Genomic DNA, 25,596 nt, shown 5'->3' with positions numbered 1-25,596 from the left:
ATGTGCGGCGTCGCCGGGGCGTACCAGCAGCATGACGGCAAGGTGCTCGTCTCGGTCATGGTCGACCGCCTGACCCATCGCGGTCCGGATGCCGGTGCGGTGGTGGAGCTCGTCGACCCGGAGACCGCCGTGGTCCTGGGGCACCGGCGGCTGTCGATCATCGACCTGTCCAGCGCTGCGGACCAGCCGTTCACCAAGGACGGCCTGACGCTGACCTACAACGGCGAGCTGTACAACTTCCGTGAGCTGCGTCGCGAGCTGCGAGGCCTCGGTGCGCGCTTCGCCACGGACTCCGACACCGAGGTCGTGCTCGAGGCCTGGCGAGCGTGGGGCCCTGGTGCGCTCCGCCGGTTCCGGGGGATGTATGCCTTCGCCATCCACGATGCCGCCACGGGAAGCCTCACCCTCGCGCGCGACCCGCTGGGCATCAAGCCCCTGTACGTCATGCCGCGCGGCAACGGCATCCTCTTCGCCTCCGAGCTCAAGGCGATCGTCACCGCGGTCGGTCCGGAGCTGAGCATCAACCCCGCCGCGATGGTCGCGTCCACGCTCTACTACTGGCTGCCTCAGGAGTTCGACGCCGTCCAGGGCGTGCACCGCCACCCGTCGGGCACCTGGACCGAGTACCGCCGTGACGGCTCGGCCACTCAGGGCTGCTTCTGGGACGCTGCCGCAGAGGCGGCGATGGCAGCGCAGGGGCCACGCGCCGACATCCGGCAGGTCGTCGCGGACTCGGTCCTGGACCACCTCGTCGCCGACGTGCCGGTGGCCTCCTTCCTCAGCGGAGGACTCGACTCGAGCATCATCACCGCCCTCGCCCACCGGGCCGACCCGTCGATCGAGGCCTACACCATCGTCTTCCGGCCCGAGGACCAGCGCCTGGAGTCGATGCCGGACGACGCTCGCTACGCACGGCGGTTGGCGACCCACCTCGGCATCCGCCTGCACGAGATCGAGATCTCACCCGACATCGTCGACCTGCTCCCGCGCATGGTCGACATCCTCGACGAGCCGGTCGGTGACCCCGCCGCGATCAACACGCTCCTCATGTGCGACGCGGCCCGTGAGGCGGGCGTCAAGGTGCTCCTGTCGGGGATGGGGGCCGACGAGCTCTTCGGCGGCTACCGCAAGCACCTGGCGATGCTCCTCGCCGCGCGCTACCGGCGGACCCCGGCAGCAGTGCGCTCCCTCATCGGGCCGGCCGCCCGTGCCCTGCCCGTGGCGGTCGGCGGACGCGGCCTGCGGACGGTGCGCTGGGGCCAGCGGTTCCTGACCTTCGCCGAGCTCCCGGAGCAGGAGGCCTTCCGCCGCAGCTACACCCTCTATGACCGGGACGAGCTCGTCGACCTCCTCGACCCGGCCCTGTCGGTGTGCGTCGACGAGGTCCTCGACCGCCACCGTGAGGTCTACGAGGACAACGACCTCGAGGACGTCGTCAGCCGTATGTGCCTGGCCGACACCCGCATGTTCATGCCGGGACTCAACCTCACCTACACGGACCGCGCGAGCATGGCCGCCTCCACCGAGGTGCGCGTCCCCTTCGTCGACCCGGTCGTCATGGCAGCCGCGTTCTCCCTCCCCGGGAACGAGAAGATCCGCGGACGGCAGCAGAAGGCGGCCCTCAAGGACGCCGCCCGCGCGTGGCTGCCCGACGAGATCATCGACCGACCGAAGGCCAGCTTCGGCGCACCACTGCGGGCCTGGGTCACCAATGACCTCAAGGAGCTCGTCGACGATGTGCTCCTGGGCGGGGAGCTGGTCGGCACGGGGTTCCTCCGTGCGGGCGCCCTGCAGCGGCTCGTCGACGACCAGCGCAGTGGGCGGCGCGACGAGTCCAAGCAGGTGTGGCAGCTGCTCAGCCTCGAGCTGTGGTACCGGAACGCCCGCGAGGCGGGGGTGGGGACCCGATGAAGCAGGTGGGGCAGAACTACCGGTCCGGAGAGCTCGTCGTGCTCGACGTGCCCGAGCCGGCGTGCAAGCCGGGGGGAGTGCTGGTGCGCTCGCTCTTCTCGCTCATCTCGACCGGCACCGAGCTGATGAAGGTCAGCGAGGCCCGCCTGTCGCTCCTGGGCAAGGCTCGCGCCCGGCCCGACCAGGTCAAGAAGGTGCTGGACTCGATGACCCAGCAGGGGCCGGTGGCGACCTACAAGAAGGCGATCACCAAGCTCGACAGCTACACCCCTCTCGGCTACTCGCTGTGCGGCGTCGTCATCGAGGTCGGTGCGGGCGCCGAGGAGTTCTCCGTCGGTGACCTCGTCGCAGCGGCGGGCAACGAGTTCGCCCTCCACGCCGAGGTCAACTGGGTACCGGTCAACCTCTGCGTCCCGGTCCCCGAGGGTGCCGACCCGCAGCACGCGGCGTTCGCCACCGTCGGTGCGATCGCCATGCAGGGGGTGCGACAGGGCGAGCCCCAGCTCGGGGAGATGGCCTGCGTCATCGGCCTGGGCCTGGTGGGCCAGCTCGTTGTCCGGCTCCTCGTCGCGGCCGGCGTCCGGGTCGTGGGCATCGACACGGTGGAGGAGCGCTGCCGCCTGGCCGAGGACGGGGGGGCCATGAGCTGCGCCTCACCCGACGACGAGGGCGCGGCCTACATCGAGCAGGTGGTCCGCACGGCGACCGGCGGCATCGGCGCCGACCACGTCTTCCTCGCCGCGGGTGGGGACACCAACGGCCCCGTGCAGCTCGCCGCCCGCCTCGCCCGCGACCGGGCCCGGGTCGTCGACATCGGCAAGACGCGCCTGGACCTGCCGTGGAACGCCTACTACGAGAAGGAGCTCGACCTCCGCTTCTCGCGCTCCTACGGACCGGGTCGCTACGACGACCGCTACGAGCTCGAGGGCGTCGACTACCCGGCGGGGTACGTCCGCTGGACCGAGCGGCGCAACCTCGGCTGCTTCCTGGACCTGCTGGCAACCGGCTCCGTCGACGTCACGACCCTCGTCTCCGCCACGCGGCCGATCGCGGAGGCCACGAGCGTCTACGAACAGCTCCGCACCGGGTCCCTGCGCGGGGTGGGGTTCCTCCTCGAGTACCCACGCCCCGATCCCTCGGCCGAGCAAGCGCAGCGGGCCGCGTCCACCCGTACCAGCGGCCGCCTCGAGGGACGCCGTGCGAGCCGGCCGACCGGGACGACGGTCCGGCTCGGCTTCGTCGGCGCCGGCAGCTATGCCTCCTCGATGTTGTTGCCGCACCTCGCCAAGCACGACGGCGCCACCCTGCGGGTGGCGGCCACCACCAGGTCGTTGTCGGCGGTCAACGCGCAGCGGACGTTCGGCTTCGAGACGGCCACGACGAACGTCGACGACGTCCTCACCGACCCGGACGTCGACGCCGTCTTCGTCGTCACGCGTCACCACTCGCACGCGGCCTTCGTCTGCCGGGCGCTCGAGCACGGCAAAGCCGTCTTCGTGGAGAAGCCGCTGGCCCTCACCCGGGCGGAGGTGGACGGCATCCTCGAGGTCGTCGAGCGCACGGGGAACGACCGGATCATGGTCGGCTTCAACCGTCGTTTCGCACCCCTCCTCGTGGGGATGCGTCACCGGTTCGGGTCCAGTTCCGCGCCGGTCAGCCTGCGCTACCTCGTCAACGCCGGCCGGATGGCTGCGGGCAGCTGGTACCTCGACGAGCAGCTGGAGGGTTCGCGCTGGCTCGGCGAGGGCGGTCACTTCATCGACACGGTCAGCTGGTGGGTCGGCCACCACCCGGTCGAGGTCCGCGCCGTCCAGACGTCCGACGGGGCGAACCTCCAGGCCACCCTGCTCTTCGAGGAGGGTTCGCTCGCGACGATCACCTACTCCACGAACGGCGACCCGCGCGTGCCGAAGGAGGTCGTCGACGTGGCGGGCGGAGGCCGCAACGCCCGGCTCGACAACTTCAGCCGGGCCACGGTGTGGACCGGCGGAGCACGTCGGACCGCGCGAGCTCTCACCGGGCCGGACAAGGGACAGCGCGCGGAGCTCGACGCCTTCCTCGAAGCAGTGCGCCTGGGTGCCGCCATGCCGATCTCGCTGGAGTCCCTCGTGGCGACGACGCGGGCGACGCTCGCGGTGGGCGAGAGCATCGTGTCGGGCAGGGCGGTGACCCCGTGAGCCGGTCGTTGGTGTGGTACGCCCACCGCCTCCGCCGGATGTCACCGGCCGAGATGACGTGGCGACTCGGTGACCGCGCCCGACAGGCGCGGTGGTCCCGGCGCCGGGTGCGTCCCGGTGAGCCGGTCCAGGCTCCGGCGGGGGTCCGAGCGGAGCGCCGAGCGCCTGCCCCGCTTCCTCCTTCGGCCCGGGAACAGCTTCCGCAGGACGCGGCACGCCGCCTCGTGGCTGCCGCGGACCGGATCCTCGCAGGTGAGGGTGTCGTCCTCGGGACAGCGCGCCCAGACCTCGCCGACCCCGACTGGTTCCTCGACGCCGTCACGGGACGGCGCGCCCCGGAGGACACCCTGGCGTTCCGCATCGACCATCGCGACGAGAGCGTCACCGGCAACATCAAGTCGGTGTGGGAGGTCTCGCGCCACCACCACGTCACCATCCTCGCGGCAGCATGGTGGCTCACCGAAGACACTCGCTACGCCGAGGCGGCCGCCGCGCAGCTGCGCTCGTGGTGGCTCGCGAACCCCTTCCTCTCGGGCATCCACTGGACGAGCGGCATCGAGCTCGGAGTCCGCCTCATCAGCTGGGCGTGGACCCGTCGCCTGCTCGACGGCTGGCCGGGTGTGGTTGCCCTGTTCGAGGAGAACCCCGTGGCCCTCGCCCAGCTGAGCTGGCACCAGGAGTACCTCGCGGCCTTCCCCAGCCGTGGGTCGTCCGCCAACAACCACCTCGTCGCGGAAGCGACCGGACGACTGGTGGCGGCGTGTGCGTTCCCCTGGTTCGCGCAGAGCGAGGGCTGGCGACGGGCCGCCGCGGACCAGCTGGAGCAGGCGCTCACCGCCAACACGTTCCCCAGCGGCGTGAACCGGGAGCTCGCGACCGACTACCACCGCTTCGTCACCGAGCTCGCCCTCGTCGCGGGCGTCGAGACCGGGGTGGCCGGCCACCCCCTCTCGCCGAGCCTGCGCGACCTGGCTGTGCGATCCCTCGACGCAGCCGCCGCCCAGCTCGACGTCGCGGGGCGACCGCCCCGTCAGGGCGACGGTGACGAGGGAAGGGCGTTGGTGCTCGACGACCAGGACGAGGACCCCTGGGAGGTGCTCCTCGCCACCGGAGCGGGGACGGTGGGACGCTGCTCCTGGTGGCCGGAAGCCCGGCCGGGTGTGACGAGTACGCTCCTCTCAGCCCTGTACGCCTCGGCTGAGGCCGAGGCGGCCGACGACATCGTCCGGGCCATGGGCGCACGTCCCCGGGTGCGGCCGCAGGACTTCGCCGACGCCGGTCTCCACGTCCTGCGGACTCCGGCCGGGCGAGAGCCCGAAATCTGGTGCCGCTGTGACGGTGGCCCCCACGGCTTCCTGTCGATCGCCGCCCACGCGCACGCCGACGCCCTCTCCATCGAGGTGCGCCACGACGGGGTCGAGCTCCTCGTGGACCCAGGAACCTACTGCTACCACGGTGAACAGGAGTGGCGGTCGTACTTCAGGTCGACGCGCGCGCACAACACCGTCGAGGTGGATGGTGCCGACCAGGTGATGTCCGCCGGGCCGTTCCTCTGGAGCGGCCGGGCCGACGCGGCCGGCGACACCGTGACCACCACAGCGGGGGGATCGCAGGCGTGGTCAGCCCACCACACGGCATACGCGCGCTTGGACCCGGAGCTGCGTCACGACCGGCAGGTCGAGCTCGACGAAGACGGCGGGCGACTGTCGGTGAGGGACACGCTCATGTCGGGGACGACCCACCGGGCCAGACTCTCCTGGCACCTCGGGCCCGCGGTCACGGCCGAGCTCGGGGACGGTGTGGCGCACCTGTCCTGGGAGGGACGAGGGGGTGAGTCGCACCAAGGGCGCCTCACGCTCCCATCGGGGCTCACGTGGTCGACCCACCGTGGCGAGAGCGACCCGCCACTCGGGTGGTACTCGCCACGGTTCGGGACGCGGGTGCCGAGCACCACCCTGGTCGGGGTGGGGGAGTGGCAGGGCCTGCTCGAGCTGCGCAGCACCCTCCACCTGCAGCTCGACGCCGACACCACGTCGCCCGCGCACCGCCAGCAGGTCGGGGAGCGGGTATGAACGAGGAGGTCGTGGACCTGCGCGCCATCTGGGCCGTCGTCCGCCGGCGCGGCCGGATGCTCCTTGCGGTGGCCATCGTCGGTGCGCTGGGCGGGGCCGGGCTGCTGCTGCTCGCGCCGCCGGCCTACACGAGCACCAGCGGGGTGTTGCTTCCCTCCGTCGCGCAACCGGGATCGGGCCGGACGGGTGGCTACGACAGCGACACCCAGGTCCTCATCGCCACCAGCTCGGAGATCCTCACCGACGCCGCGAGCCGGGTTAGCCCCCGGCTGACCGAGGCCGAGGTGACAGAGCGGGTCAAGGTGGAGGCGGCCTCACCGTCCTACCTGCGCATCACCGCCTCCGGCCCCACGAGCACCCAGGCCGAAGGGCTGGCACTCGCGGTGGCCCAGTCGGTCGTGGCCTACCTCGAGGACACCCGGGAGTCGATGGGGGCCGCACGCCGGGTGCAGCTGCAGGGGCGGCTCGACACGCTCAAGGCGAGCCTGGCCACGATCACGGAGGAGATTCGGAAGGCGACCGACCGGATCGCCGCCGAGGGCAGGACGAGCGCCGCCGGCGCGACGGATGCCGCGGCGCTGTCCGAGCTGACCGCCGTCCGGGCGTCGACCGTCCTCGACATCGACGCGCTCACGGAGCAGATCTCCGCGGCGGACGGCGCAGGGAAGCAGGGCGCCGACGACGGATCGAGTGCGAGCATCGCCCAGCACGCCTCTCCCGGAACGCAGGACGGCTACCTCGAAGGCGCGGTCGTTCGCATCCTTGGGGCCAGTGCACTGCTCCTGCTGCTCACCTGCTTTCTCCTGGTCGTCACCAACCAACGTGACCCCAAGCTGCGCTCGCGTGACGAGATCGCTGATGCCGTGGACATCCCTGTCGTGGCCTCCCTGCGCGCCCGACCCCCGCGGTCCGCGGCGGCATGGGCGGACCTGCTGCGCACCTACTCCCCGGACAGCGTCGACGGCTGGGCCCTGCGTCGTCTGCTCCACGACCTCATGAACGACCTGAGGAAGGACGGCGCCTCCCGCGAGCCGGTCGTGCTCGTCGTGCTCTGCGTCAGCGCAGACGCCGGTGCGCTGGCTGTCGCTGCCCAGATCGCTGCCTTCGCCGCGTCGACGGGGACCACGACCGAGCTCGTCGCGGCGCAGCACCACGAGTCCGCGACCACCCTGTGGGCAGCGTGCTCCCAGGGCATCGCTACCGAGGACGAGACCGCTGGAGCGTTGACGGTGAGCACAGCAGTCGAGCCCTCGGCCGGCGCGACCCTGTCGGTGCGCCTGGTGGTCCTGGACCGCGCGCACCCCGTGCCCGACACCGCCGTCGTCACCGGGGGTGTCGGCCTCCTGGCCGTCAGCTCTGCCACCGCCACCCGCCGCAACCTCGCAGACGCCGTGGTGGCAGCGGACAAGGCGGGACTCTCGGTCGAGGGCATCGTCGTCGCCAACCCGGACCCGCTCGACCGCACCACCGGTCGGCTGGCGCCGGTGGAGCGCCGCCGCCCCCGACGCGAACCGCGTCCGCGCAACATCGCCGACCGGTCCGCGCCCGGAGTCGTCTCTGGCGCCCCACGGCGCCGGCCGGAGAGCCGCGAGGCCCCGCGATGAGGGCCCCGACGTTCCGTGCGGACAACGACGACGCGGCGCTGGACCTCGACGCCAGCCCCGGAGCTGTGCTCGTCACCGGGCGTGCCCTCGTCAGCGCCCTGCGGCGCACCTGGCCCCTGTGGTGCGCGGCCGCCCTCATCGGTGCGCTCCTCGGGATGGGGGCATTCCGGATCCTGCCCCGACCGTTCAGTGCCACGGCCACCCTGCTCATGGTGTCGCCGAACCCGGACGACTCATCGGCGATGACCACCGACGTCACCCTGCTGCAGACCCGGGCCGTCGGGGCGCGCGTCGTCGAGGACCTGGGGTTGCGCGAGTCGCCGGAGCAGTTCCTGTCGTCGGTCACGGCGACGCCGGTGAGCAGCCAGATCCTCAAGGTGGAGGTCGGTGCGGCGACCTCCGACGAGGCGGTTTCGCGCACCACGTCCCTCGTCGACAACTTCCTGGCCTTCCGCACCGAGCAGCTTCAGTCCATCTCCGGGGGGTTGGTCGATGGGTACACGAAGCGGGTGACTGCACTGCAGTCCGAGATCGCGGAGCTCACCCGGCAGTACCGACGACTCTCTGCCCAGCCGGCCCCCGACCAGGTCCTCGTCAGCGACATCGTCAGCCGGCGCGCCGCCCTGGGGGCGGAGGTCACCGAGCTGCAGAGGTCCATCGAGGACGCACACCTGCGGGCTGACGCGGCCATCAGCGCCACGCACGTGCTCGATGAGGCCGGGACGAAACCCTCCTCGTCGCGGCGCGAGGCCGTCGTGGTCCCGGTGGCCGGAGCGATCGTCGGAGGGGGTCTGGCGATCGGGACGATCCTCTTCACGACGCTGACGTCGGACCGGCTGCGTCGGCGTCGCGACATCGCTGCGGCCCTGGGGGTGCCGGTGCTCGTCAGCGTCGGACGGGTCGGAGCATGGTGGCGGCGCCGGTCGGCGGGCGCCTTGGCGCCACGGTCACGTGGGACGTCCGGCACGGTCGCCCGGCATGCCCACCCGACGCGCGGCAGGGGCGGTCGATCCTGGCGTCTCGAGGCGCTGGTCCACGGTCTCGGGCATGCGCTGCCCCCGCGGCTCCACGCCGTCCTGCGGCGCGCCGACTCCCCGAGCCCGGGTGCCGCCCACGGCCAGGGCACGCGCCCGCGTGGGGCCGGCTCCGCTGCCGGAGGGCTGACGGCGGGGGCCAAGGGCGCCACTGGCCGCAGGCCGCCGCGTCCCTGCACGATCGGTGTGGTCGGGATCGACCGGCCCCGTGCGGCCGCCGCTCTCGTGGCAGCTCTCGGCAACCGTCTGGCGACCGAGGGCGTGCCCGTGCTCCTCGTGGACCTCACCTCCTCCGGTGCCCTGACCGGGCCCGCCCCCACGAACCTCGCCGGGACCTCGACGGGCGGCCCCGGATCACCAGGCCTCTACCGCCCCGCCGGCAACCCCGCCCTCATCGAAGGGCCTCAGCGCGGGGGCAGCTCCACCCGTGGTGAGGCCCAGGAGGTCGACGGGCTGCACGACCTGTGGGAGCAGGCCGAGGTCGTGCTGGTGCTGCTGGAGGTGGACCCGGGCGTCGACCTGGGGATCGTGGCCACGTGGGTGACCCAGGTCGTGCCCCTCGTCTCGGCCGGAAGCGCCAACCGCGACCTGCTCGAGACGGTGACAGCCCTCGTCACGCGAAGCGGTGTGCTCGTCCCGTTCGCCCTACTCGAGGGCGCCGACCGGACGGACCGCACGTTGGGCCGCCAGGACGAGGCTGCCGACGAGCAGCTGCCGGCGAAGGTGGCGAGCTCCCGATGACAGTGAACCTCCAGGCGCGCACGGCGCCCGAGGCGGGCGGTCGACCCGTCGCCAGGCCCCATCGGGTGCCGGTCGTGGTGCTGACGGCGTGGGCGGCGCTCTTCCTGAACGTGATGCCGCCGGCCTCCGTCGAGACCCTCGTGCCGATCCCGCCACGGCTCCTCCAGCTCGTGACCCAGGGCGCGCTCGTGCTCGCCCTGTCGCTGGCCCTCCTCGCCAACCGGCGCCTACTGGTGCGTCCCACGTTGTTCCTCGGACTGCTGACCGTGCTCGCGCTCGCGTCCTTCGTCGTGAGCCTGGGCAGCGAGTTCTTCCTCGGCTCCCTCTATCGGGGGGTGCGACTGGTCCTCTTCGTCACGGTGCTGTGGCTGCTGTCCCCATGGTGGGGGCGGCGTGACCTCGTGCTTCTGCGAGCACACAGGCTCTGCCTGTGGGGGGTCCTCGTCACCGTCATCGTCGGAGCGGCCGTCGCCCCCGGGAAGGCGTTTGCGTTCGAGGGCCGGCTTGGCGGTGCGCTGTGGCCGGTACCAGCGACCCAGGTGGCCCACTTCGCGGCCGTGCTGTTCGGCACCACCTTGATCCTCTGGCTGTGCCACCTCGTCACGGGTCGGCACGCCCTCGTGGCCGTGGTGGTCACCGTCGCGGTGCTCATCGGCACCCACACCCGCACCGCCCTCCTCGGTGCTCTCCTCGGGACCATCGTGGCGTCGGCCAGCCTGTTCCTGGGCCACGCACGGGTCCGTCGGTTCTCGATCTCGACGCTGATCGGGCTGATCGTGGGGGCCACGCTCTTTGCGCCCCAGGTCGTCAACTGGCTGGCGCGGGGCCAGTCGGCGAGCGAGGCGAGCCGGCTGACCGGCCGCACCGACGTGTGGGCGGCGATTGCGGCCACCCCGAGACCACTGTTGGAGCAGATGTTCGGCTCCGGACTGTCCAACAAGTCCTTCGACGGGTTGGCCGTCGACAGCAACTGGCTCGCGAGCTATGTCGACCAGGGCTGGTTCGGCGTGCTGGTCGAGATGAGCTTCGTGCTCGTGCTCCTGCTGGCCGCGGCCACCCACGTCCAGGGGCCACGCCGTGCCTTGGCCCTCTTCCTCATCGTCTACTGCATCATCGCCTCGATCACCGAGACCGGCCTGGGTGACGCGTCGCCCTACCTGCTGGAGCTCGCGGTGGCCGCTTCGTTGCTCGCCGCGCCTGCTGAGGAGGTGGGGCGATGAAGGTCCTCGTGGTGCACAACCGCTACCGCTCGGCTGCCCCCAGTGGTGAGAACTCGGTGGTCGACCAAGAGGTGGCAGCCCTGCGGCAGCGCGGCGTCGAGGTCGCGCAGTTCGAGCGGCACAGCGACGACATCGCCGAGTGGTCCCTCGCGCGCAAGGCCGGGCTCGCCTTCCGGAGCGTCCACGACGTCGGCGCCCGCCGGTCCCTCGCCGCACGACTGGAGAACGACCGCCCGGACGTGGTGCACGTCCACAACACCTTCCCGCTGCTGACCCCGTCGGTGCTCGACGCCTGTGCCCGGGCGGGCGTGCCGGTCGTGGCGAGCGTGCACAACTACACACTGCTCTGCGCGGGCGGTGGCTTCTTCCGGGAGGGGCAGCCGTGCCACGAGTGCGCCGACGGCCGCCTCTCACCGGGGGTGCGTCACGGCTGCTACAAGGGCTCCAGCGTAGCCACGGTGCCCGTGGTCATGGGGCTACGGGTGAACCGTTGGAGGTGGCGCGAGCTCGTGTCCGCCTTCATCTTCGTCTCGGCGTCCGAGCGTGACCTCATGGCCGGCCTGGGCCTGCCGCCGGAGCGGCTCTTCGTGCGTCACCACTTCGTCCCGACTCCGCCGCAGCGGGCGGTCCGGAAGGAGCACGCCGTCGCCTACGTCGGCCGCCTGGACGAGCCCAAGGGCATCCCCACCCTCCTCGCGGGGTGGAGTGCCTTCCGGGAGCGCTGGCCCGACTCGGCCCTGCGACTCGACATCGCCGGTGGGGGACCGCTCGACGGGATGCTGCGGGACTGGGCTCACGAGCGCGACGACGTGACCGTCCACGGTCACCTGAGCAGGGAGGCGGCGGCGGATCTCATCGCCCGGTCCCGGGCCGTGCTCCTGCCGTCCGTGTGCGAGGAGACCTTTGGACTGGTCGCGGTCGAGGCCATGGCGGCGGGCGTCCCGGCGGTAGCCACCCGGCGCGGGTCCTTCCCCGAGGTGGTCAGCGACGGTGTCGACGGCGTGCTCGTCGCCCCCGCCGACCTGTCCGCCCTCGCCGGGGCCCTGCACGACGTGGACGTGGACCCTGACCGGTGGGGCCGCATGGGCCGGGCGGCTCGGGAGTCCTTCGCCGAGCGCTTCGAGGCGTCCGACAGTGTGGACCGCCTGCTCGACATCTATGCGTTCGCCGTGGGGAACGCCGTGGCGGTGGCGCGATGACCAGGTCAGGCTCGGGTCCCCTCTTGGTCGAGCGAGTCGAGGAAGGTGAGCAGCCGGGGGGCGACCTCCGCGTCGGAGAACCGGCTCTGCACGTCCTCACGGGCCGCCTGCCCCAGAGCCGCGATCCGCGCGGGGTCGCGCAGCAGGCGCACCAGCACCTCCGCCGCGGCCTCGGCGTCGTCGAGGGGCCACACCTCACCGTTCACCCCTGGCCGCACGATCTCGGGAATGCCGCCGACAGCAGCAGCGACCACCGGAAGGCCCTCCGCCATGGCCTCGATGAGGGCTATCCCGAAGCTCTCCATCCGCGCGGTGTGGCAGTACACCCGGTGGCGGCGCAGCTGGACGCGAGGATCATCGCTGAAGCCGGCGAAGTCGACCAGGTCGCCGATGCCCAGGGAGCCCGCCCGCCGTTGGAGAGCCGCACGGTCCGGGCCGTCACCCACCACGGTGAGCGTGAAGCGGTGTCCTCGGCGCGCCGCGGCAGCGAGGACCTCGAGGAGATAGCCGTGGTTCTTGCGCGGCTCCAGCGAGCCGAGGGTGACGATGTCGCGCTCGGGGACCGCGCCGCGCGGTGCGGCCGCACGCACGAAGTTGGGCGCGACGACCGTGGGGACCGAGGTCAGCTGGGGGAGGCGGGACCGGACCGCGTCACGCATGAAGGCCGAGACGAAGACGAGGCCGTCGACGGCCGGGATCACGCGCTCCTCCTGACGGTGGATGGCCGCATGGAGCCGGCCGCCGGCCCGGATCTCGCCCTTGTCAGCCCACTCGTCGGCCTGCGAGACGTTGAAGTGCACGACGAGGGCCACGCGCTCGGTGGTCCTGGCTCGCAGCGCAACCTCCGCGGACACCGGACACTGGGCATAGATGGTGCGCCGGCCTCCGCCCTGTCGAAGGTGCTTCCGCAGCGCGGCCTCGAGGTAGTGGGCGTGCCATCGCCGGTACCACCACACCGCAGTGGGGCGGCTGAGGGGCCGCAGGAGCTGACGCATCCCGAACACCGGTGCCAGGAGCGGCGACCGGGCGTCGAAGGGCGTGACGAGCTCGACCTGTCGGCCCAGGCGGCGGCCGCTCTCGAGGATGTCGCGGACGTGGCTCTGGACACCAGTGGCGCCCTCTGGTCGCAACAGCGTGGCGACGACGATCTCATTCGCACCGGGGGGTGTGCAGGGCACGGCACCGACCTCCTGACGTCACCCGGACGACGTCTCCCGGGACTGTTGTTGTCCTGGCTCCCACTCTGGCATGGGGCGCCGGGCGCGCGGACGGTATCCGCGGCACAGCCAGGTCGTCGCTGCGACGAGGGCACCGGAGAGCAGGACACCGCCGACGACGTCGGTGACCCAGTGGCTGGTCGTCACGACCAAGGAGACCGCGAGCAGACCCGAGGGCACGGCGAGCAGCAGCCAGCACCACCAGCGCACGCGTGGGAGAAGCACCAGCTGGCAGGTGGCCAAGGAGACGACGATGGCCACCATGTGGCCGGAGGGGTAGCTCCCACCATCGGGCGAGATGCCCCCGAGCGGGTCCGTCCGGGCGACGGCAGCCTTGACGAGCAGGGTTGCCACGACGCTGGACAGTGCGGTCACGGCGCCGAAGGCCACGCTGTCCCAGGACCGTCGCCACGCTGCCACCGCGAGGCACGTGACCGCCAGGAGCGCGAACATCGGCACGGGCCCCAGGCGGGTCAGCCACGGGGCCACGCGGTCCTGGGGTGCACCCCACGCCTCGTCCGGGCGGAAGAAGTGCGCCACCGGGACGTCGAGGGAGTCTGCAGCTCCGCTGAGGACGACAGCCGTGAGCGCGATGAACAGCACGAGGAGCACCCCGGTCAGCACGGCCCAGGTCAGGCCGTTGGCCGTCTCGTGGCCCTTCCGTTGCCGCATGGCCCCATGGTCCTCCACCGCCGCCTCGAGGGTCGGCGATCCGGGCACCGCGTTCCACTGTGCCGCCCCTGCCGCCGCACGAAGCCCACCATGCCCGCGTTGGTGCCCAGCCATCGACAGTCGGACCTCACCGAGAGGAACACGCCATGACGCCATCCGGCACACACACGAGGTTCTGGTCCGGGTCCTCGCTCACGGCGCTGGTCGGGGTCCTGGCCGTCGTCCTCGCCCTCGCGGTGGGTGTGCCGACCGCCCGCGCGGCCGATCCCTGTGCGGCACCGGTGGCCAGCGTCATCGCGTGCGAGAACACCAAGCCGGGAGCGGCCCCGAGCACCTGGCAGGTCACCGGTGCCGGGTCCACCACGATCCAGGGTTTCGCGACCAGCATGAGCGTCAACCCGGGTGACACGGTGCAGTTCAAGATCAAGACCCCCAGCACGAAGTACCACGTCGACATCCTGAGGATGGGCTACTACCAGGGCAACGGCGCTCGCCGGGTGGTCTCCGGGCTCCTGCCGACGGCCCCGCTCCCACAGACGCAGCCGACCTGTCTCAACGACACCGCGCCGACCGGGCTGATCGACTGCGGCAACTGGGGCGTCTCGGCGTCCTGGGCCGTGCCGACGACGGCGGTCTCCGGGGTCTACCTCGCGAACCTCGTGCGCGATGACACCACAGGCGTCAGCCAGATCCCCTTCGTCGTCAGGAACGACGCCGGACACTCCGACATGCTGTTCCAGACCTCCGACGAGACGTGGCAGGCCTACAACACCTACGGCGGCAACAGTCTCTACACCTGCACGTCCAACTGTCCCCCGGGCAACCCCACCGCCTACAAGGGTGCCGCGAAGGTGTCCTACAACCGTCCCTTCCACTCGGCGGAGGACGACCTGGGGCGCAGCTGGCTCATGTACGCGGAGTACCCGATGATCCGCTTCCTCGAGGCCAACGGGTACGACGTCGCCTACACCAGCGGCACCGACGTGAGCAGCGCAGCCGGGGGTGCCCTGCTGACCAACCACAAGACGTTCATGTCGGTCGGGCACGACGAGTACTGGTCGGGGACCCAGCGCGCCAATGTCGAGGCCGCGCGTGACGCCGGCGTCAACCTCGCCTTCTTCAGCGGGAACGAGGTGTTCTGGAAGACGAGGTTCGAGCGCAGCATCGACAGCACCGCCACCCCGGACCGGACGCTGGTGTCCTACAAGGAGACCCACTACGACGGCTCGGTCGACCCCCAGGGCCCCTCGACCTGGACCGGCACCTGGGAGGATCCTCGGTTCAGCCCCCCGGGCGACGGTGGCCGTCCGCAGAACGCGCTGACCGGGCAGCTGTTCGTGGTCAACGCGGGAAGCACCGACATCAAGGTTCCCGCCCGGTACGGCAAGCTCCGCTTCTGGCGCAACACGGCGGCAGCCACCCTCACCGGGACGCAGGCGCTGACGCTCGCGCCGGGCCAGGAGACGCTGGGCTACGAGTGGGACGTGGAGCCGGACAACGGCTTCCGTCCGGCCGGCCTGTTCGACCTCTCCTCGACGACGAGCACCACGGCCGAGGCCTTCACCGACTACGGCTCCACCGTCCAGACGGGCAGCACTGCGACCCACCGGATGTCGCTGTACCGGGCGCCGAGCGGGGCGCGCGTCTTCGGCGCCGGCACGGTGCAGTGGTCGTTCGGTCTCGATGACCCGACGTCCACGCCCGACAAGAACATGCGCCAGGCGACCGTCAACCTCCTCGCGGACATGGGAGCACAGCCGTATGCCGTGCCGTACACCGGCGTGTCGCCGGCCACGGCCTCCACCGACACCACCGCACCCACGTCGAGCATCACGTCCCCGGCGGCCGGTACGGCTGTCGGTGACGGCACCTCCATGACTCTGAGCGGTACTGCGGCGGACACCGGTGGGGGAGTCGTGGCAGGCGTCGAGGTGTCCACGGACGGCGGGACGACGTGGCACCCGGCGACCGGGACGACGAGCTGGACCTACGCGTGGGTGGCCCACGGCAGCCCGACCAGCATGATCCGGACCCGGGCCGTCGACGACAGCGGGAACGTCGAGGCCCCCTCGGCCGGTCGCTCCCTCGACGTCGGCTGCACCTGCTCGGTCTGGGGGATGGGTTCCACGCCGATGGCCAACGACTCGGGGAGCGCCACCGGCACCGAGGTCGGCATGAAGTTCCGCTCGGAGGTGTCGGGCAAGGTCACTGGCGTCCGGTTCTACAAGTCCTCGGGCAACACCGGTTCACACATCGGCAACCTGTGGACGGCGTCCGGCACCCGGCTGGCATCGGTCACCTTCTCCAACGAGACGGCCTCCGGATGGCAGCAGGCACTCTTCTCCAGCCCGGTGTCCATCAATGCCAACACGACCTACGTCGTGTCGTACTTCGCCCCGAACGGGCACACCGCCAAGGACGACTCGTACTTCTACCCCAACCCCTCCCCACGGCCGGACCTCTACAGCAGCGTCGACAGCCGGCCCCTGCACGCCCTCCGGAACAGCAACGGAACGGTGAACGGGCTGGCGAGAACAGGCACGACGAGCGCCTTCCCGACGGGGAGCCCGAGCGCAGCGAACTACTGGGTCGACGTGATGTTCGACGTGAACTCGGGTCCGGCGACCGTGCCGGGGGCTCCCTCGGGGGTCCAGGCCACGCCCGGCAATGCGTCGGCCGCGGTGTCGTGGTCGGCGCCGCCCGACGGCGGCAGTGCGATCACCTCCTACACCGTCACGCCCTATGTCGGGTCGGCCGCGCAGACCTCGAGGACCGTCTCGGGCAACCCGCCCGACAACACCACCCTTGTCACCGGGCTGACCAACGGCACGTCGTACACCTTCCGGGTGGCGGCCACGAACGCTGTCGGCTCGGGCTCGGACTCGGCGGCGTCCAACGCCGTCGTCCCGACGCTCGTGAGCTGCTCGGCGTGCACGCTGTGGCCGCCCTCCACGGTCCCGGCGACCCCGGACCAGCTCGACACGCGAGCACTCGAGCTGGGGGTGAAGTTCCGGGCTGACCTCAACGGGCAGATCAAGGGGATCCGGTTCTACAAGGCGGTGTCCAACACCGGCACCCACGTGGGGAACCTGTGGACCTCGACCGGGACCAAGCTGGCGTCGGTGACGTTCACCAACGAGAGCGCCACCGGCTGGCAGGAGGCGCTGTTCTCGACGCCGGTCAACATCACGGCCGGGACCCTCTACGTCGCCTCCTACTTCGCGCCCCGAGGGCACTACGCCGCCGACAGCTCCTACTTCGCGGGCAACGGGGTGGACTCCGGCCCGCTCCACGCACCGGCAGACGGCGAGAGTGGCGGCCAGGGGATCTTCGCGATCAGCGCCACCAGCGCGTTCCCCACCAGCACCTACGACTCCGAGAACTACTGGGTCGACGTCGTGTACTCGACGACCGCGGCCACGGCGCCGGACGCACCGACCAACGTCTCGGCGACGGCGGGCGCGGGTTCGGCCACAGTCTCGTGGACCGCCCCGTCGGACGGCGGCAGCCCGCTCACGGGCTACACCGTCACGCCCTACATCGGCACGACCGCCCAGACGCCCAAGACGGTCGCCGGCTCCCCGCCGGGGACGTCGACGACGGTCACCGGGCTGACCACTGGGACGGCCTACACGTTCAGGGTCAGTGCCGCCAACGCCGTCGGATCGAGCCCGGCCTCGGCGCCGTCGGGGTCGGTGACACCGACCGGTGACACTGCTCCGGGTRCGCCGGCGGGTGTGTCGGCCACGCCKGGTGATGGTTCGGTGGCGGTCTCGTGGACGGCTCCGTCCAACGGTGGCAGCCCGATCACGGGGTACACGGTGACTCCGTACATCGGTGCCACGGCTCAGGTGTCGACGTCGGTGACGGGGTCCCCGCCGGCCACGTCGGCCACCATCACGGGCCTGAGCAACGGCACCGCGTACACCTTCACGGTCAAGGCCACCAACGCGGTGGGGACCAGTCCTGCGTCGGCGGCGTCGGCGTCGGTGACCCCGACCGCTCCGGCGACAGCCCCGGCGGCGCCGAGCGCGGTGTCGGCCACTGCCGGTGACGGTTCGGCGGTGGTGTCCTGGACGGCTCCTTCGGACGGCGGCAGTCCGGTCACGGGCTACACCGTCACGCCCTTCGCGGGGTCGACGGCGCTGACGTCCACGTCGGTGACCGGTACCCCGCCGGCGACGTCGACCACGGTGACGGGGCTGAGCAACGGCACCGCGTACACGTTCCGGGTCACGGCCACGAACAGCGTGGGCACCTCGGTGGCGTCGGCACCGTCCTCGCCGGTCACGCCCACCGCTGGTGGGTGCGCGGCGTGCACGATCTGGCCCGCGTCGGTGGTTCCGGCCAACGCCGCCGACTCCGACACCAGCGCCCTCGAGCTCGGGGTGCGGTTCAGCTCCGACGTCGACGGCACGGTCACCGGTATCCGGTTCTACAAGGGAAGTGGCAACACCGGCACCCACGTGGGCAACCTGTGGACCTCGACCGGGACCAAGCTGGCGTCGGTGACGTTCACCAACGAGAGCGCCACCGGCTGGCAGCAGGCCTTGTTCTCCACCCCGGTCGCGGTCACCGCCGACACCACCTACGTCGCCTCGTACCTGGCACCAGCGGGTCACTACGCCGGCGACGGGGGCTACTTCACCACCGCGATGGACCGGGCACCGCTGCACGCCCTGCGTGACGGCGCCGACGGCCCCAACGGTGTCTACGCGTACGGCACCACCAGCACCTTCCCCACCAACACGTGGAACGCCACGAACTACTGGGTCGACGTCGTCTTCGCCAGCAACCCCACCACACCCGTCACCGTGCCACAGGCCCCGACCGGGGTCACGGCAACCGCGGGTGACGCCTCGGCCGTGGTCAACTGGACCGCACCAGCGGACGGCGGCAGCCGCATCACCTCGTACACCGTGACGCCCTACGTCGGCACCACCGCACAGACACCCAAGACGGTGACCGGCAACCCGGCCCCCACGACAGCCAGCTTCACCGGACTGACCAACGGCACGGCATACACCTTCCGCGTCAGCGCCACCAACATCGCCGGCACCAGCCCCGACTCCACCCCCTCACCAACCACCACACCCACGTCCGGCGTGTGCGCCGCCTGCACCATCTGGGCCTCCACGGCCGTTCCGGCCAACCCGAGCCACAACGACAGCAGTGCCGTCGAGATCGGGGTGAAGTTCACGGCAGACGTCGGTGGGCGGGTCACCGGTGTCCGGTTCTACAAGGGCACCGGCAACACCGGCACCCACGTGGGCAACCTGTGGACCGCCTCGGGAACCAAGCTCGCGACGGTCACCTTCCGCAACGAGAGCACGACCGGCTGGCAGCAGGCGTCCTTCTCCACCCCCGTGGCGATCACCGCCGGCACGACCTACGTCGCGTCCTACCTCGCGCCCCGGGGCCACTATGCCGCCGACGGGGGTTCCTTCACCTCCTCCGGCGTGGACCGGCCCCCGCTGCACGCGCTGCGCGACGGGGTCTCCGGAGGCAACGGTGTCTACCGCTACGGCACGACCAGTGGCTTCCCGGCGAGCAGCTGGAACGCCACGAACTACTGGGTCGACGTCGTGTTCGCGAGTGGGTGAGCCGCCGTGGGACTCCGCTGCGCCACACACCACACCAGGAGGAAGTCATGAGCTCGGTCAGTGTCGTCATCCCGTGCTACCGCTACGGGCACTACCTGGAGCAAGCCGTGGCGAGCGTGCTCGACGCACAGCCCGGGATGGACGTGAGGGTGCTCATCATCGACGACGCTTCCCCGGACGGCAGTGGTGAGGTCGCCATGGCCATCGCTGCTGCCAACCCCCGCGTCGAGGCCGTCGCCCACGCGACCAACCGGGGCCACATCGCGACCTACAACGAGGGTCTCCTCGACTGGGCCGACGGGACCTACAGCGTTCTGATGTCGGCGGACGACCTGCTCACACCGGGTTCGCTGCGCCGGTCCGTGGACCTGCTCGACGCCCATCCGGGTGTCGGCTTTGCCTACGGGTATGCCGTCCGGTTCCGTGACGGTGAGTCGCTCCCGGCCCCGCTCACGGAGAGCCGGGGGTGGTCGGTGTGGAGCGGGCGCGACTGGCTCGACCGCCGCTTCCGCCTCGCCCGCTCGGGGATCTCCTCGCCCGAGGTCGTCGTCCGGACCGCGGTGCAGCAAGAGGTCGGTGGCTACGACGCCGGCCTGCCACACCTCGGGGACACGCAGATGTGGATGCGGCTCGCGTCACGCTCCGACGTGGGCTACGTGCGTGGTGTCGACCAGGCGTGGTACCGGCAGCACGCGGACAACATGTCACTGGCCTACGACGAGGTGGCCGAGCTCCGCCAGGGCCGGATCGCGTTCGACAGCATCCTGCAGACCCTCGCAGCCGAGGGTGTCGACGTGACCCGGATGGCTCGGCTCGTCCACCGCAAGCTCGCGTGGGAGGCGCTGTTCGCCGCGACCCGGGCCTACGACGAGGGCCGCGCCGCAGAGGCCCCGATCGACGGGCTCGTGGAGTTCGCGAGCGAGTGCTGGCCGTCCGCGAGCCGTATGCCGATCTTCCACACCTTGCGCCTCCGGCGCCTCCTCGGCCCGCGAACCATGGCGGCCCTGGCACCGGTCGTCCCGCCGGCCCGGGGCGTGCGGTTCCTCGTCGAGAGCCGTGACCGCTACGACACCACGTGGGAGGCGGTCGAGGCTCTGGCCCGGCCGGGACGCCAGTCGGTGCGGTTCGCATGACCACCACGCAACACCAACGGAAGGACCGGATCATGACCGACTCGATCGGACTGGCAGTCATCGGAGCGGGCTACTGGGGGCCCAACCTCGTGCGCAACGCGATGGCCACTCCCGCGGTGGACGTGAGGTACCTGTGCGACCTCGACGAGGCACGCGCACGGCAGGTGCTCGGGCGCTACTCGACGATCACCGCGACGAGCTCCTACGACCGGGTCCTCGACGACCCCGACGTGCAGGCCGTCGCCATCGCCACCCCGGCGGCGTCGCACTTCGCCCTCGCGATGGCGGCGCTGGACGCCGGCAAGCATGTGCTCGTCGAGAAGCCCCTCACGTCGTGCCTCGCCGACGCCGAGAAGCTCGTCCAGGCGGCCGAGGACCGGGGGCTGGTCCTCATGTGCGACCACACCTACTGTTACACCTCGGCCGTGCGCGAGATGCGGCGCCTCGTCCACGACGGCGGAATCGGGGACATCCAGTTCGTCGACTCCGTGCGGATCAACCTCGGGCTCGTGCAACCCGACGTCGACGTGCTGTGGGACCTTGCCCCGCACGACCTGTCGATCCTCGACTTCCTCCTCCCCGAGGAGGTGTCGGTCGTGGGGGTGGCCGCTCAGGGGGCCGATCCGCTGGGTCACGGCATGGCCTGCGTCGGGTACCTCACCCTGCGGCTGTCGACGGGTGCCATCGCCCACGTGCACGTCAACTGGCTCAGCCCGATCAAGATCCGGACCATGGTCATCGGGGGTTCCCACCGGACCGTCGTGTGGGACGACATGAACCCCAGCCAGCGCCTCGCCGTCTACGACCGCGGGGTCGACCGTGAGGTCGCCCGGGACCTCGATCCCGACGACCGCCAGCAGATCCGCGTCTCCTACCGCACCGGCGAGATGGTGGCGCCAGCCCTGCCGGAGCAGGAGGCACTGCGGGCCATGATGACCGAGTTCGGGGACGCGATCCTCCAAGGACGGCAGGCCGCGACCGACGGGCGTGCCGGCCTCCGCGTCATGAGGATCCTCGAGGCGGCGGAGCACAGCCTGGAGCACGAGGGAACCTTCGTCGCGATGGAGGCGGTGTGATGCTCGCCGACAGCGTGTGCCTGGTGACCGGTGGGGCCGGGACCATCGGCTCGACCATCGTGGACCAGCTCCTGGCAGCCGGGGTGGCCGAGGTGCGGGTCCTCGACAACTTCGTGCGCGGTCGCACCGAGAACCTCACCGAGGCGATGGGGTCCGGGCGCGTCGACGTCATCAAGGGAGACATCCGTGACCTGGACGACGTCCGCCGGGCCATCGCCGGTGCGGACGTCGTCTTCCACCAGGCGGCCATCCGCATCACCCAGTGCGCCGAGGAGCCTCGCCTGGCGCTCGAGGTGCTCGCCGACGGGACGTTCAACGTCCTCGAGGCGGCCGTCGCCGCAGGCGTGCGCAAGGTGGTGGCGGCCTCGTCCGCGTCCGTCTACGGGCTGGCGACCGAGTTCCCGACGACCGAGACCCAGCACCCCTGGGACAACGACACCTTCTATGGAGCCGCCAAGGTGTTCAACGAGGGCATGCTCCGCAGCTTCCACGCCATGCACGGCCTCGACTACGTGGCCCTGCGGTACTTCAACGTCTACGGCCCGCGCATGGACGTGCACGGCCTCTACACCGAGGTGCTCATCCGGTGGATGGATCGCATCGCTGCGGGGGAGGCACCGCTCATCCTCGGCGATGGTCAGCAGACGATGGACTTCGTCTTCACGACCGACATCGCCCGCGCGAACCTGCTGGCGGCGGAGTCGTCGGTGACGGACAGGGTCTTCAACATCGGCAGCAGCACCGAGACGAGCCTCCTCGGCCTCGCCGAGGCCCTGCTCCGGGTCATGGACAGCACCCTGCCGGTGGAGTTCGGTCCTCCCCGGGCCGTCAACGGCGTATCCCGCCGGCTGGCGTCCATCGAGGCGGCCCGTGAGGTGCTGGGCTGGGAACCCTCCGTCGACCTGGAGGCCGGTCTGCGCCTCCTCGTCGACTGGTGGGCGGGCGAGCGGAGCGCGACATGATCCCCGTCATGAAGCCCTGGCTGGGCGAGGAGGAGGCGACCGCCGCCGCCGATGCCGTGCGATCGGGGTGGGTCGCGCAGGGCCCACGGGTCGCAGAGTTCGAGACCCGGTTCGCGGAGCGTGTGGCCGCCCCCCACGCGGTGGCCGTCTCGTCGTGCACCACGGCGCTGCACCTCTGCCTGCACCTGCTCGGGCTCGAGCCCGGGGACGAGGTCGTCGTACCGTCCTTCTCGTTCATCGCGACGGCCAACGCTGCCGTCTACGTGGGCGCGACGCCAGTCTTCGCCGACGTCGAGCTCGAGGACGGGAACCTCAGCCGGCGGACGGTCGAGGCCGCCCTGACCGACCGGACGCGGGCCGTCGTGGTCGTGCACCAGGGAGGTATGCCGGCCGATGTCGAACCGCTGTACGCGCTCTGCCGGGAGCGGGGGATCGCCCTCGTCGAGGACGCGGCGTGCGCCGCCGGGTCCACCCATCTCGGAGCGCCGGTGGGCACGGGCGCGGAGCTCGCAGCCTGGTCCTTCCACCCGCGCAAGCTGCTCACCACGGGGGAGGGCGGCATGTTCACCACGACCGAGCCCGAGCTCGCCTCGCGGGCGCGACGGCTGCGGGAGCACGGGATGAGCGTCAGTGCGGCAGAGCGCCACCAGAGCCGGCAGCCGGTCCTCGAGAGCTATCTCGAGGTCGGCTTCAACTTCCGGATGACCGACATCCAGGCGGGTGTGGGTCTCGTCCAGCTCCGCAAGCTGGACGAGATGGTGGAGCGTCGGCGGATGCTCGCGGCCTGCTACCAGGAGGCGCTGGCCGGCATACCCGGTCTGCGGACGGTTCACGACCCGGGCCACGGGGAGTCGAACTTCCAGTCCTTCTGGGTCGAGCTCGGACCGCAGTTCCCGCTGACGCGCAACGAGCTGCTCCGCACGCTCGCCGACGCCGGCGTCTCGGCCCGTGCCGGCATCATGGCGGCACACCGGCAGCCGGCCTACGCCGGTCACCCCCACGGTGACCTGTCGACGACCGAGCGACTGACCGACAACACGTTGATCCTGCCGCTGTACCACGACCTGTCCGACGAGGACCAGGGCGTCGTCATCGGCGTCCTCCGGCGGGCAGCCGAGTCGAGGGCCGTCTCGTGAGGGCACGGCCGGTCGTCATCATCGGCGCGGGTGGGTTTGCCCGCGAGACCGCTGAGACGGTGCACGCCCTGCACGCGCGCGACGGCTCGGTCGAGCTGCGCGGGTTCCTCGACGACGACCCGACGCTGCACGGTCGCACCCTGGTCGGAGGGACGGTCCTGGGCGGGGTCGACCAGCTGGCCGCCCACCCGGACGCAGCCGTGGTCGTCGCAGTGGGTCGGCCCGACGACTACACCACCCGTCGCGACATCGTCTCGCGGCTCGGTCTCGAGCCGGACCGGTGGGCGACGCTGGTCCACCCGGACTCGAGCGTCGGCTCCAGCTGCCGGCTCGGCCCGGGGACGGTCGTCCTGGCCCACGTGGTCCTCACGGCCGACGTGGTGGTGGGGGCGCATGTCGCCGTCATGCCGCAGGTCGTGTTCACCCACGACGTCGAGGTGGGCGACCACGCCACCCTGGCGTCGGGCGTGCGCCTGGGGGGCGGTGTGCAGGTGGGAACCGGTGCCTATGTGTCGAGCGGCGTCTGTGTGCGTGAGGGCTGCCGGATCGGTGAATGGGCCATGGTCGGCATGGGGTCCACGGTGACCCGTGACGTGCCCGACGAGCGCCTCTGGTTCGGCACCCCTGCCCGCGACGTGAGACGCGCGCCCCTGCCGTGGCCCGAGGGCCCGATGGCCCTCACCGAGGCACAGGGACCAACGGAGGTGGCATCGTGACGTCGATCCCGCTCGTCGACCTCTCCGCACAGCACGCCGTGGTGGCGGAGGAGGTGCTTGAGGGGTTCCAGCAGGTCCTCGCGGCGGGGGACTTCATCGGTGGGAAGGCGGTCGCCGCCTTCGAGGAGGAGTACGCCAACTTCACCGGCGCTCGGTGGTGCGTCGGCGTCGCCAACGGCACGGATGCCCTCGAGATGGCGCTGCGGGCAGTCGGCGTGGGGGTGGGCGACGAGGTCGTCCTCCCCGCAAACACCTTCATCGCCACGGCGGAGGCGGTCGTGCGGATCGGCGCAGTGCCGGTCCTCGTGGATGTCGACGACGAGGCGTTGCTCCTCGACGCCGCAGCGGTCGACGGCGTGGTCACGGAGCGCACGCGGGCGGTGCTGCCGGTCGACCTCTACGGGCAGGTCGCACCCTTCGAACAGCTGCCGTCCACGCTCCTCGAGCACGGTGTCGCCGTCATCGAGGACGGCGCACAGTCCCAGGGCGCCACGCGGAACGGGCAGTCAGCCGGAACGTTCGGCGTCATGGCCGCGACCAGCTTCTACCCGGGCAAGAACCTCGGCGCCTACGGGGATGCAGGCGCGGTGCTCACCGATGACGAGGACCTGGCCCGGGAGGTCCGCCTCATGGGCGCACACGGCAGCCCGGCGAAGTACGTCCACACCCGGGCCGGGTTCAACTCGCGGCTCGACACGCTCCAGGCCGTGGTCCTGCGGGCCAAGCTGGCCCGGCTGGGCGGGTGGAACGAGCAGCGCCGCGAAGCGGCCGCCCGTTACGGCTCCCTCCTCGCCGGCATGCAAGGTGTGCGCCTGCCGGTCACCCTCCCGGGCAACGAGCACGTGTGGCACCTCTACGTCGTGCGTGTCCCGGAACGCGACGCGGTCCTGCGGCACCTCCAGGACGAGGGGGTGGGCGCCGCGGTGCACTACCCGGTCCCGGTGCACCTCACGCCCGCGATGGAGCGCCTCGGCCACGGGCCCGGAGACTTCCCGGTGAGCGAACAGGCCGCGACCGAGATTCTCTCCCTGCCGATCTTCCCCGGGATCACCGCCGAACAGCAGGAACGGGTCGTCGACGTCCTCGCTGCAGCCCTGCGGACCGTCGTCGGCTGAGGACAACG

At 71.4% G+C, this 25,596-nt stretch carries 16 protein-coding genes; 14 read left to right on the top strand and 2 right to left on the bottom strand.

Features of this window, described 5'->3' with window-relative positions; translation table 11 throughout:
- Genes asnB through ASG74_RS03720 form a run of 7 tightly spaced genes read left to right on the top strand, consistent with a single transcriptional unit; the run spans nt 1 to nt 11,958 of the window.
- Nucleotides 1-1,911: an asparagine synthase (glutamine-hydrolyzing) gene (asnB, locus tag ASG74_RS03750; RefSeq protein ID WP_056139073.1), complete on the top strand. Its 1,911-nt coding sequence runs from the start codon at nt 1-3 to the stop codon at nt 1,909-1,911.
- A complete protein-coding gene (locus tag ASG74_RS03745; protein ID WP_056139071.1) occupies nt 1,908-4,088 on the top strand; it encodes a bi-domain-containing oxidoreductase in 2,181 nt (726 codons plus the stop codon). The genes asnB and ASG74_RS03745 overlap by 4 nt, the downstream gene beginning before the upstream one ends.
- A complete protein-coding gene (locus tag ASG74_RS03740; RefSeq protein WP_082569480.1) occupies nt 4,085-6,160 on the top strand; it encodes an alginate lyase family protein in 2,076 nt (691 codons plus the stop codon). The genes ASG74_RS03745 and ASG74_RS03740 overlap by 4 nt, the downstream gene beginning before the upstream one ends.
- Nucleotides 6,157-7,764, top strand: coding sequence for a Wzz/FepE/Etk N-terminal domain-containing protein (locus ASG74_RS03735; RefSeq protein WP_056139069.1), 1,608 nt, complete (start codon nt 6,157-6,159; stop codon nt 7,762-7,764). The genes ASG74_RS03740 and ASG74_RS03735 overlap by 4 nt, the downstream gene beginning before the upstream one ends.
- Nucleotides 7,761-9,539 carry a hypothetical protein gene (locus tag ASG74_RS03730; RefSeq protein WP_056139067.1) on the top strand — a complete coding sequence of 593 codons (1,779 nt, stop codon included), beginning with the start codon at nt 7,761-7,763 and terminating at the stop codon, nt 9,537-9,539. Before ASG74_RS03735 ends, ASG74_RS03730 begins: the two co-directional genes overlap by 4 nt.
- Entirely contained in the window at nt 9,536-10,759 is a 1,224-nt protein-coding gene (locus tag ASG74_RS03725; protein ID WP_156465260.1) for an O-antigen ligase domain-containing protein, read from the top strand. Before ASG74_RS03730 ends, ASG74_RS03725 begins: the two co-directional genes overlap by 4 nt.
- Complete coding sequence (locus tag ASG74_RS03720; RefSeq protein WP_056139064.1) at nt 10,756-11,958, top strand: glycosyltransferase family 4 protein; 1,203 nt, start codon at nt 10,756-10,758, stop codon at nt 11,956-11,958. Before ASG74_RS03725 ends, ASG74_RS03720 begins: the two co-directional genes overlap by 4 nt.
- A 5-nt stretch (nt 11,959-11,963) precedes the next feature.
- Here the strand turns inward: ASG74_RS03720 and ASG74_RS03715 are convergent, their stop codons facing one another.
- Nucleotides 11,964-13,136, bottom strand: coding sequence for a glycosyltransferase family 4 protein (locus ASG74_RS03715; RefSeq protein WP_056139062.1), 1,173 nt, complete (start codon nt 13,134-13,136; stop codon nt 11,964-11,966).
- An 18-nt stretch (nt 13,137-13,154) separates the two neighbouring features.
- Nucleotides 13,155-13,847, bottom strand: a complete 693-nt coding sequence (locus tag ASG74_RS03710) for a phosphatase PAP2 family protein (RefSeq protein WP_156465259.1) — start codon at nt 13,845-13,847, stop codon at nt 13,155-13,157.
- Nucleotides 13,848-13,993: 146 nt separating this feature from the next.
- Here ASG74_RS03710 and ASG74_RS17800 point away from each other — a divergent pair, with 146 nt between their 5' ends.
- Genes ASG74_RS17800 through ASG74_RS03675 form a run of 7 tightly spaced genes read left to right on the top strand, consistent with a single transcriptional unit; the run spans nt 13,994 to nt 25,588 of the window.
- Nucleotides 13,994-19,450, top strand: coding sequence for a DUF4082 domain-containing protein (locus ASG74_RS17800; RefSeq protein ID WP_082569479.1), 5,457 nt, complete (start codon nt 13,994-13,996; stop codon nt 19,448-19,450).
- Between the two features lie 47 nt (nt 19,451-19,497).
- Nucleotides 19,498-20,583, top strand: coding sequence for a glycosyltransferase family 2 protein (locus ASG74_RS03700; RefSeq protein WP_082569478.1), 1,086 nt, complete (start codon nt 19,498-19,500; stop codon nt 20,581-20,583).
- A gap of 32 nt (nt 20,584-20,615) precedes the next feature.
- Nucleotides 20,616-21,659, top strand: coding sequence for a Gfo/Idh/MocA family protein (locus tag ASG74_RS03695; RefSeq protein ID WP_156465258.1), 1,044 nt, complete (start codon nt 20,616-20,618; stop codon nt 21,657-21,659).
- On the top strand, nt 21,659-22,621 hold the full coding sequence (locus ASG74_RS03690; protein ID WP_056139603.1) for an SDR family NAD(P)-dependent oxidoreductase: 963 nt from the start codon (nt 21,659-21,661) through the stop codon (nt 22,619-22,621). Before ASG74_RS03695 ends, ASG74_RS03690 begins: the two co-directional genes overlap by 1 nt.
- A complete protein-coding gene (locus ASG74_RS03685) occupies nt 22,618-23,757 on the top strand; it encodes a DegT/DnrJ/EryC1/StrS family aminotransferase (RefSeq protein WP_235498796.1) in 1,140 nt (379 codons plus the stop codon). The genes ASG74_RS03690 and ASG74_RS03685 overlap by 4 nt, the downstream gene beginning before the upstream one ends.
- Nucleotides 23,754-24,473: an acetyltransferase gene (locus ASG74_RS03680; protein ID WP_056139056.1), complete on the top strand. Its 720-nt coding sequence runs from the start codon at nt 23,754-23,756 to the stop codon at nt 24,471-24,473. Before ASG74_RS03685 ends, ASG74_RS03680 begins: the two co-directional genes overlap by 4 nt.
- On the top strand, nt 24,470-25,588 hold the full coding sequence (locus ASG74_RS03675; RefSeq protein ID WP_056139054.1) for a DegT/DnrJ/EryC1/StrS family aminotransferase: 1,119 nt from the start codon (nt 24,470-24,472) through the stop codon (nt 25,586-25,588). Before ASG74_RS03680 ends, ASG74_RS03675 begins: the two co-directional genes overlap by 4 nt.
- The last annotated feature ends 8 nt before the right edge of the window (nt 25,589-25,596 follow it).

Origin of the sequence: Knoellia sp. Soil729 (assembly GCF_001427985.1) — a bacterium.
Classification (GTDB): domain Bacteria; phylum Actinomycetota; class Actinomycetes; order Actinomycetales; family Dermatophilaceae; genus Knoellia.
This window is presented reverse-complemented; position numbering and strand designations above follow the sequence as displayed.

What these genes read in the sequence shown, in the direction of transcription:
- ASG74_RS03700 (WP_082569478.1), top strand. Translation starts at nt 19,498, where the DNA reads ATGAGCTCGGTCAGTGTCGTCATCCCGTGCTACCGCTACGGGCACTAC.
- ASG74_RS03730 (WP_056139067.1), top strand. Translation starts at nt 7,761, where the DNA reads ATGAGGGCCCCGACGTTCCGTGCGGACAACGACGACGCGGCGCTGGAC.
- ASG74_RS03710 (WP_156465259.1), bottom strand. Translation starts at nt 13,847, where the DNA reads ATGCGGCAACGGAAGGGCCACGAGACGGCCAACGGCCTGACCTGGGCC.
- ASG74_RS03685 (WP_235498796.1), top strand. Translation starts at nt 22,618, where the DNA reads ATGATCCCCGTCATGAAGCCCTGGCTGGGCGAGGAGGAGGCGACCGCC.
- ASG74_RS03735 (WP_056139069.1), top strand. Translation starts at nt 6,157, where the DNA reads ATGAACGAGGAGGTCGTGGACCTGCGCGCCATCTGGGCCGTCGTCCGC.
- ASG74_RS03745 (WP_056139071.1), top strand. Translation starts at nt 1,908, where the DNA reads ATGAAGCAGGTGGGGCAGAACTACCGGTCCGGAGAGCTCGTCGTGCTC.
- ASG74_RS03695 (WP_156465258.1), top strand. Translation starts at nt 20,616, where the DNA reads ATGACCGACTCGATCGGACTGGCAGTCATCGGAGCGGGCTACTGGGGG.
- ASG74_RS03720 (WP_056139064.1), top strand. Translation starts at nt 10,756, where the DNA reads ATGAAGGTCCTCGTGGTGCACAACCGCTACCGCTCGGCTGCCCCCAGT.
- ASG74_RS03725 (WP_156465260.1), top strand. Translation starts at nt 9,536, where the DNA reads ATGACAGTGAACCTCCAGGCGCGCACGGCGCCCGAGGCGGGCGGTCGA.
- ASG74_RS03690 (WP_056139603.1), top strand. Translation starts at nt 21,659, where the DNA reads ATGCTCGCCGACAGCGTGTGCCTGGTGACCGGTGGGGCCGGGACCATC.
- asnB (WP_056139073.1), top strand. Translation starts at nt 1, where the DNA reads ATGTGCGGCGTCGCCGGGGCGTACCAGCAGCATGACGGCAAGGTGCTC.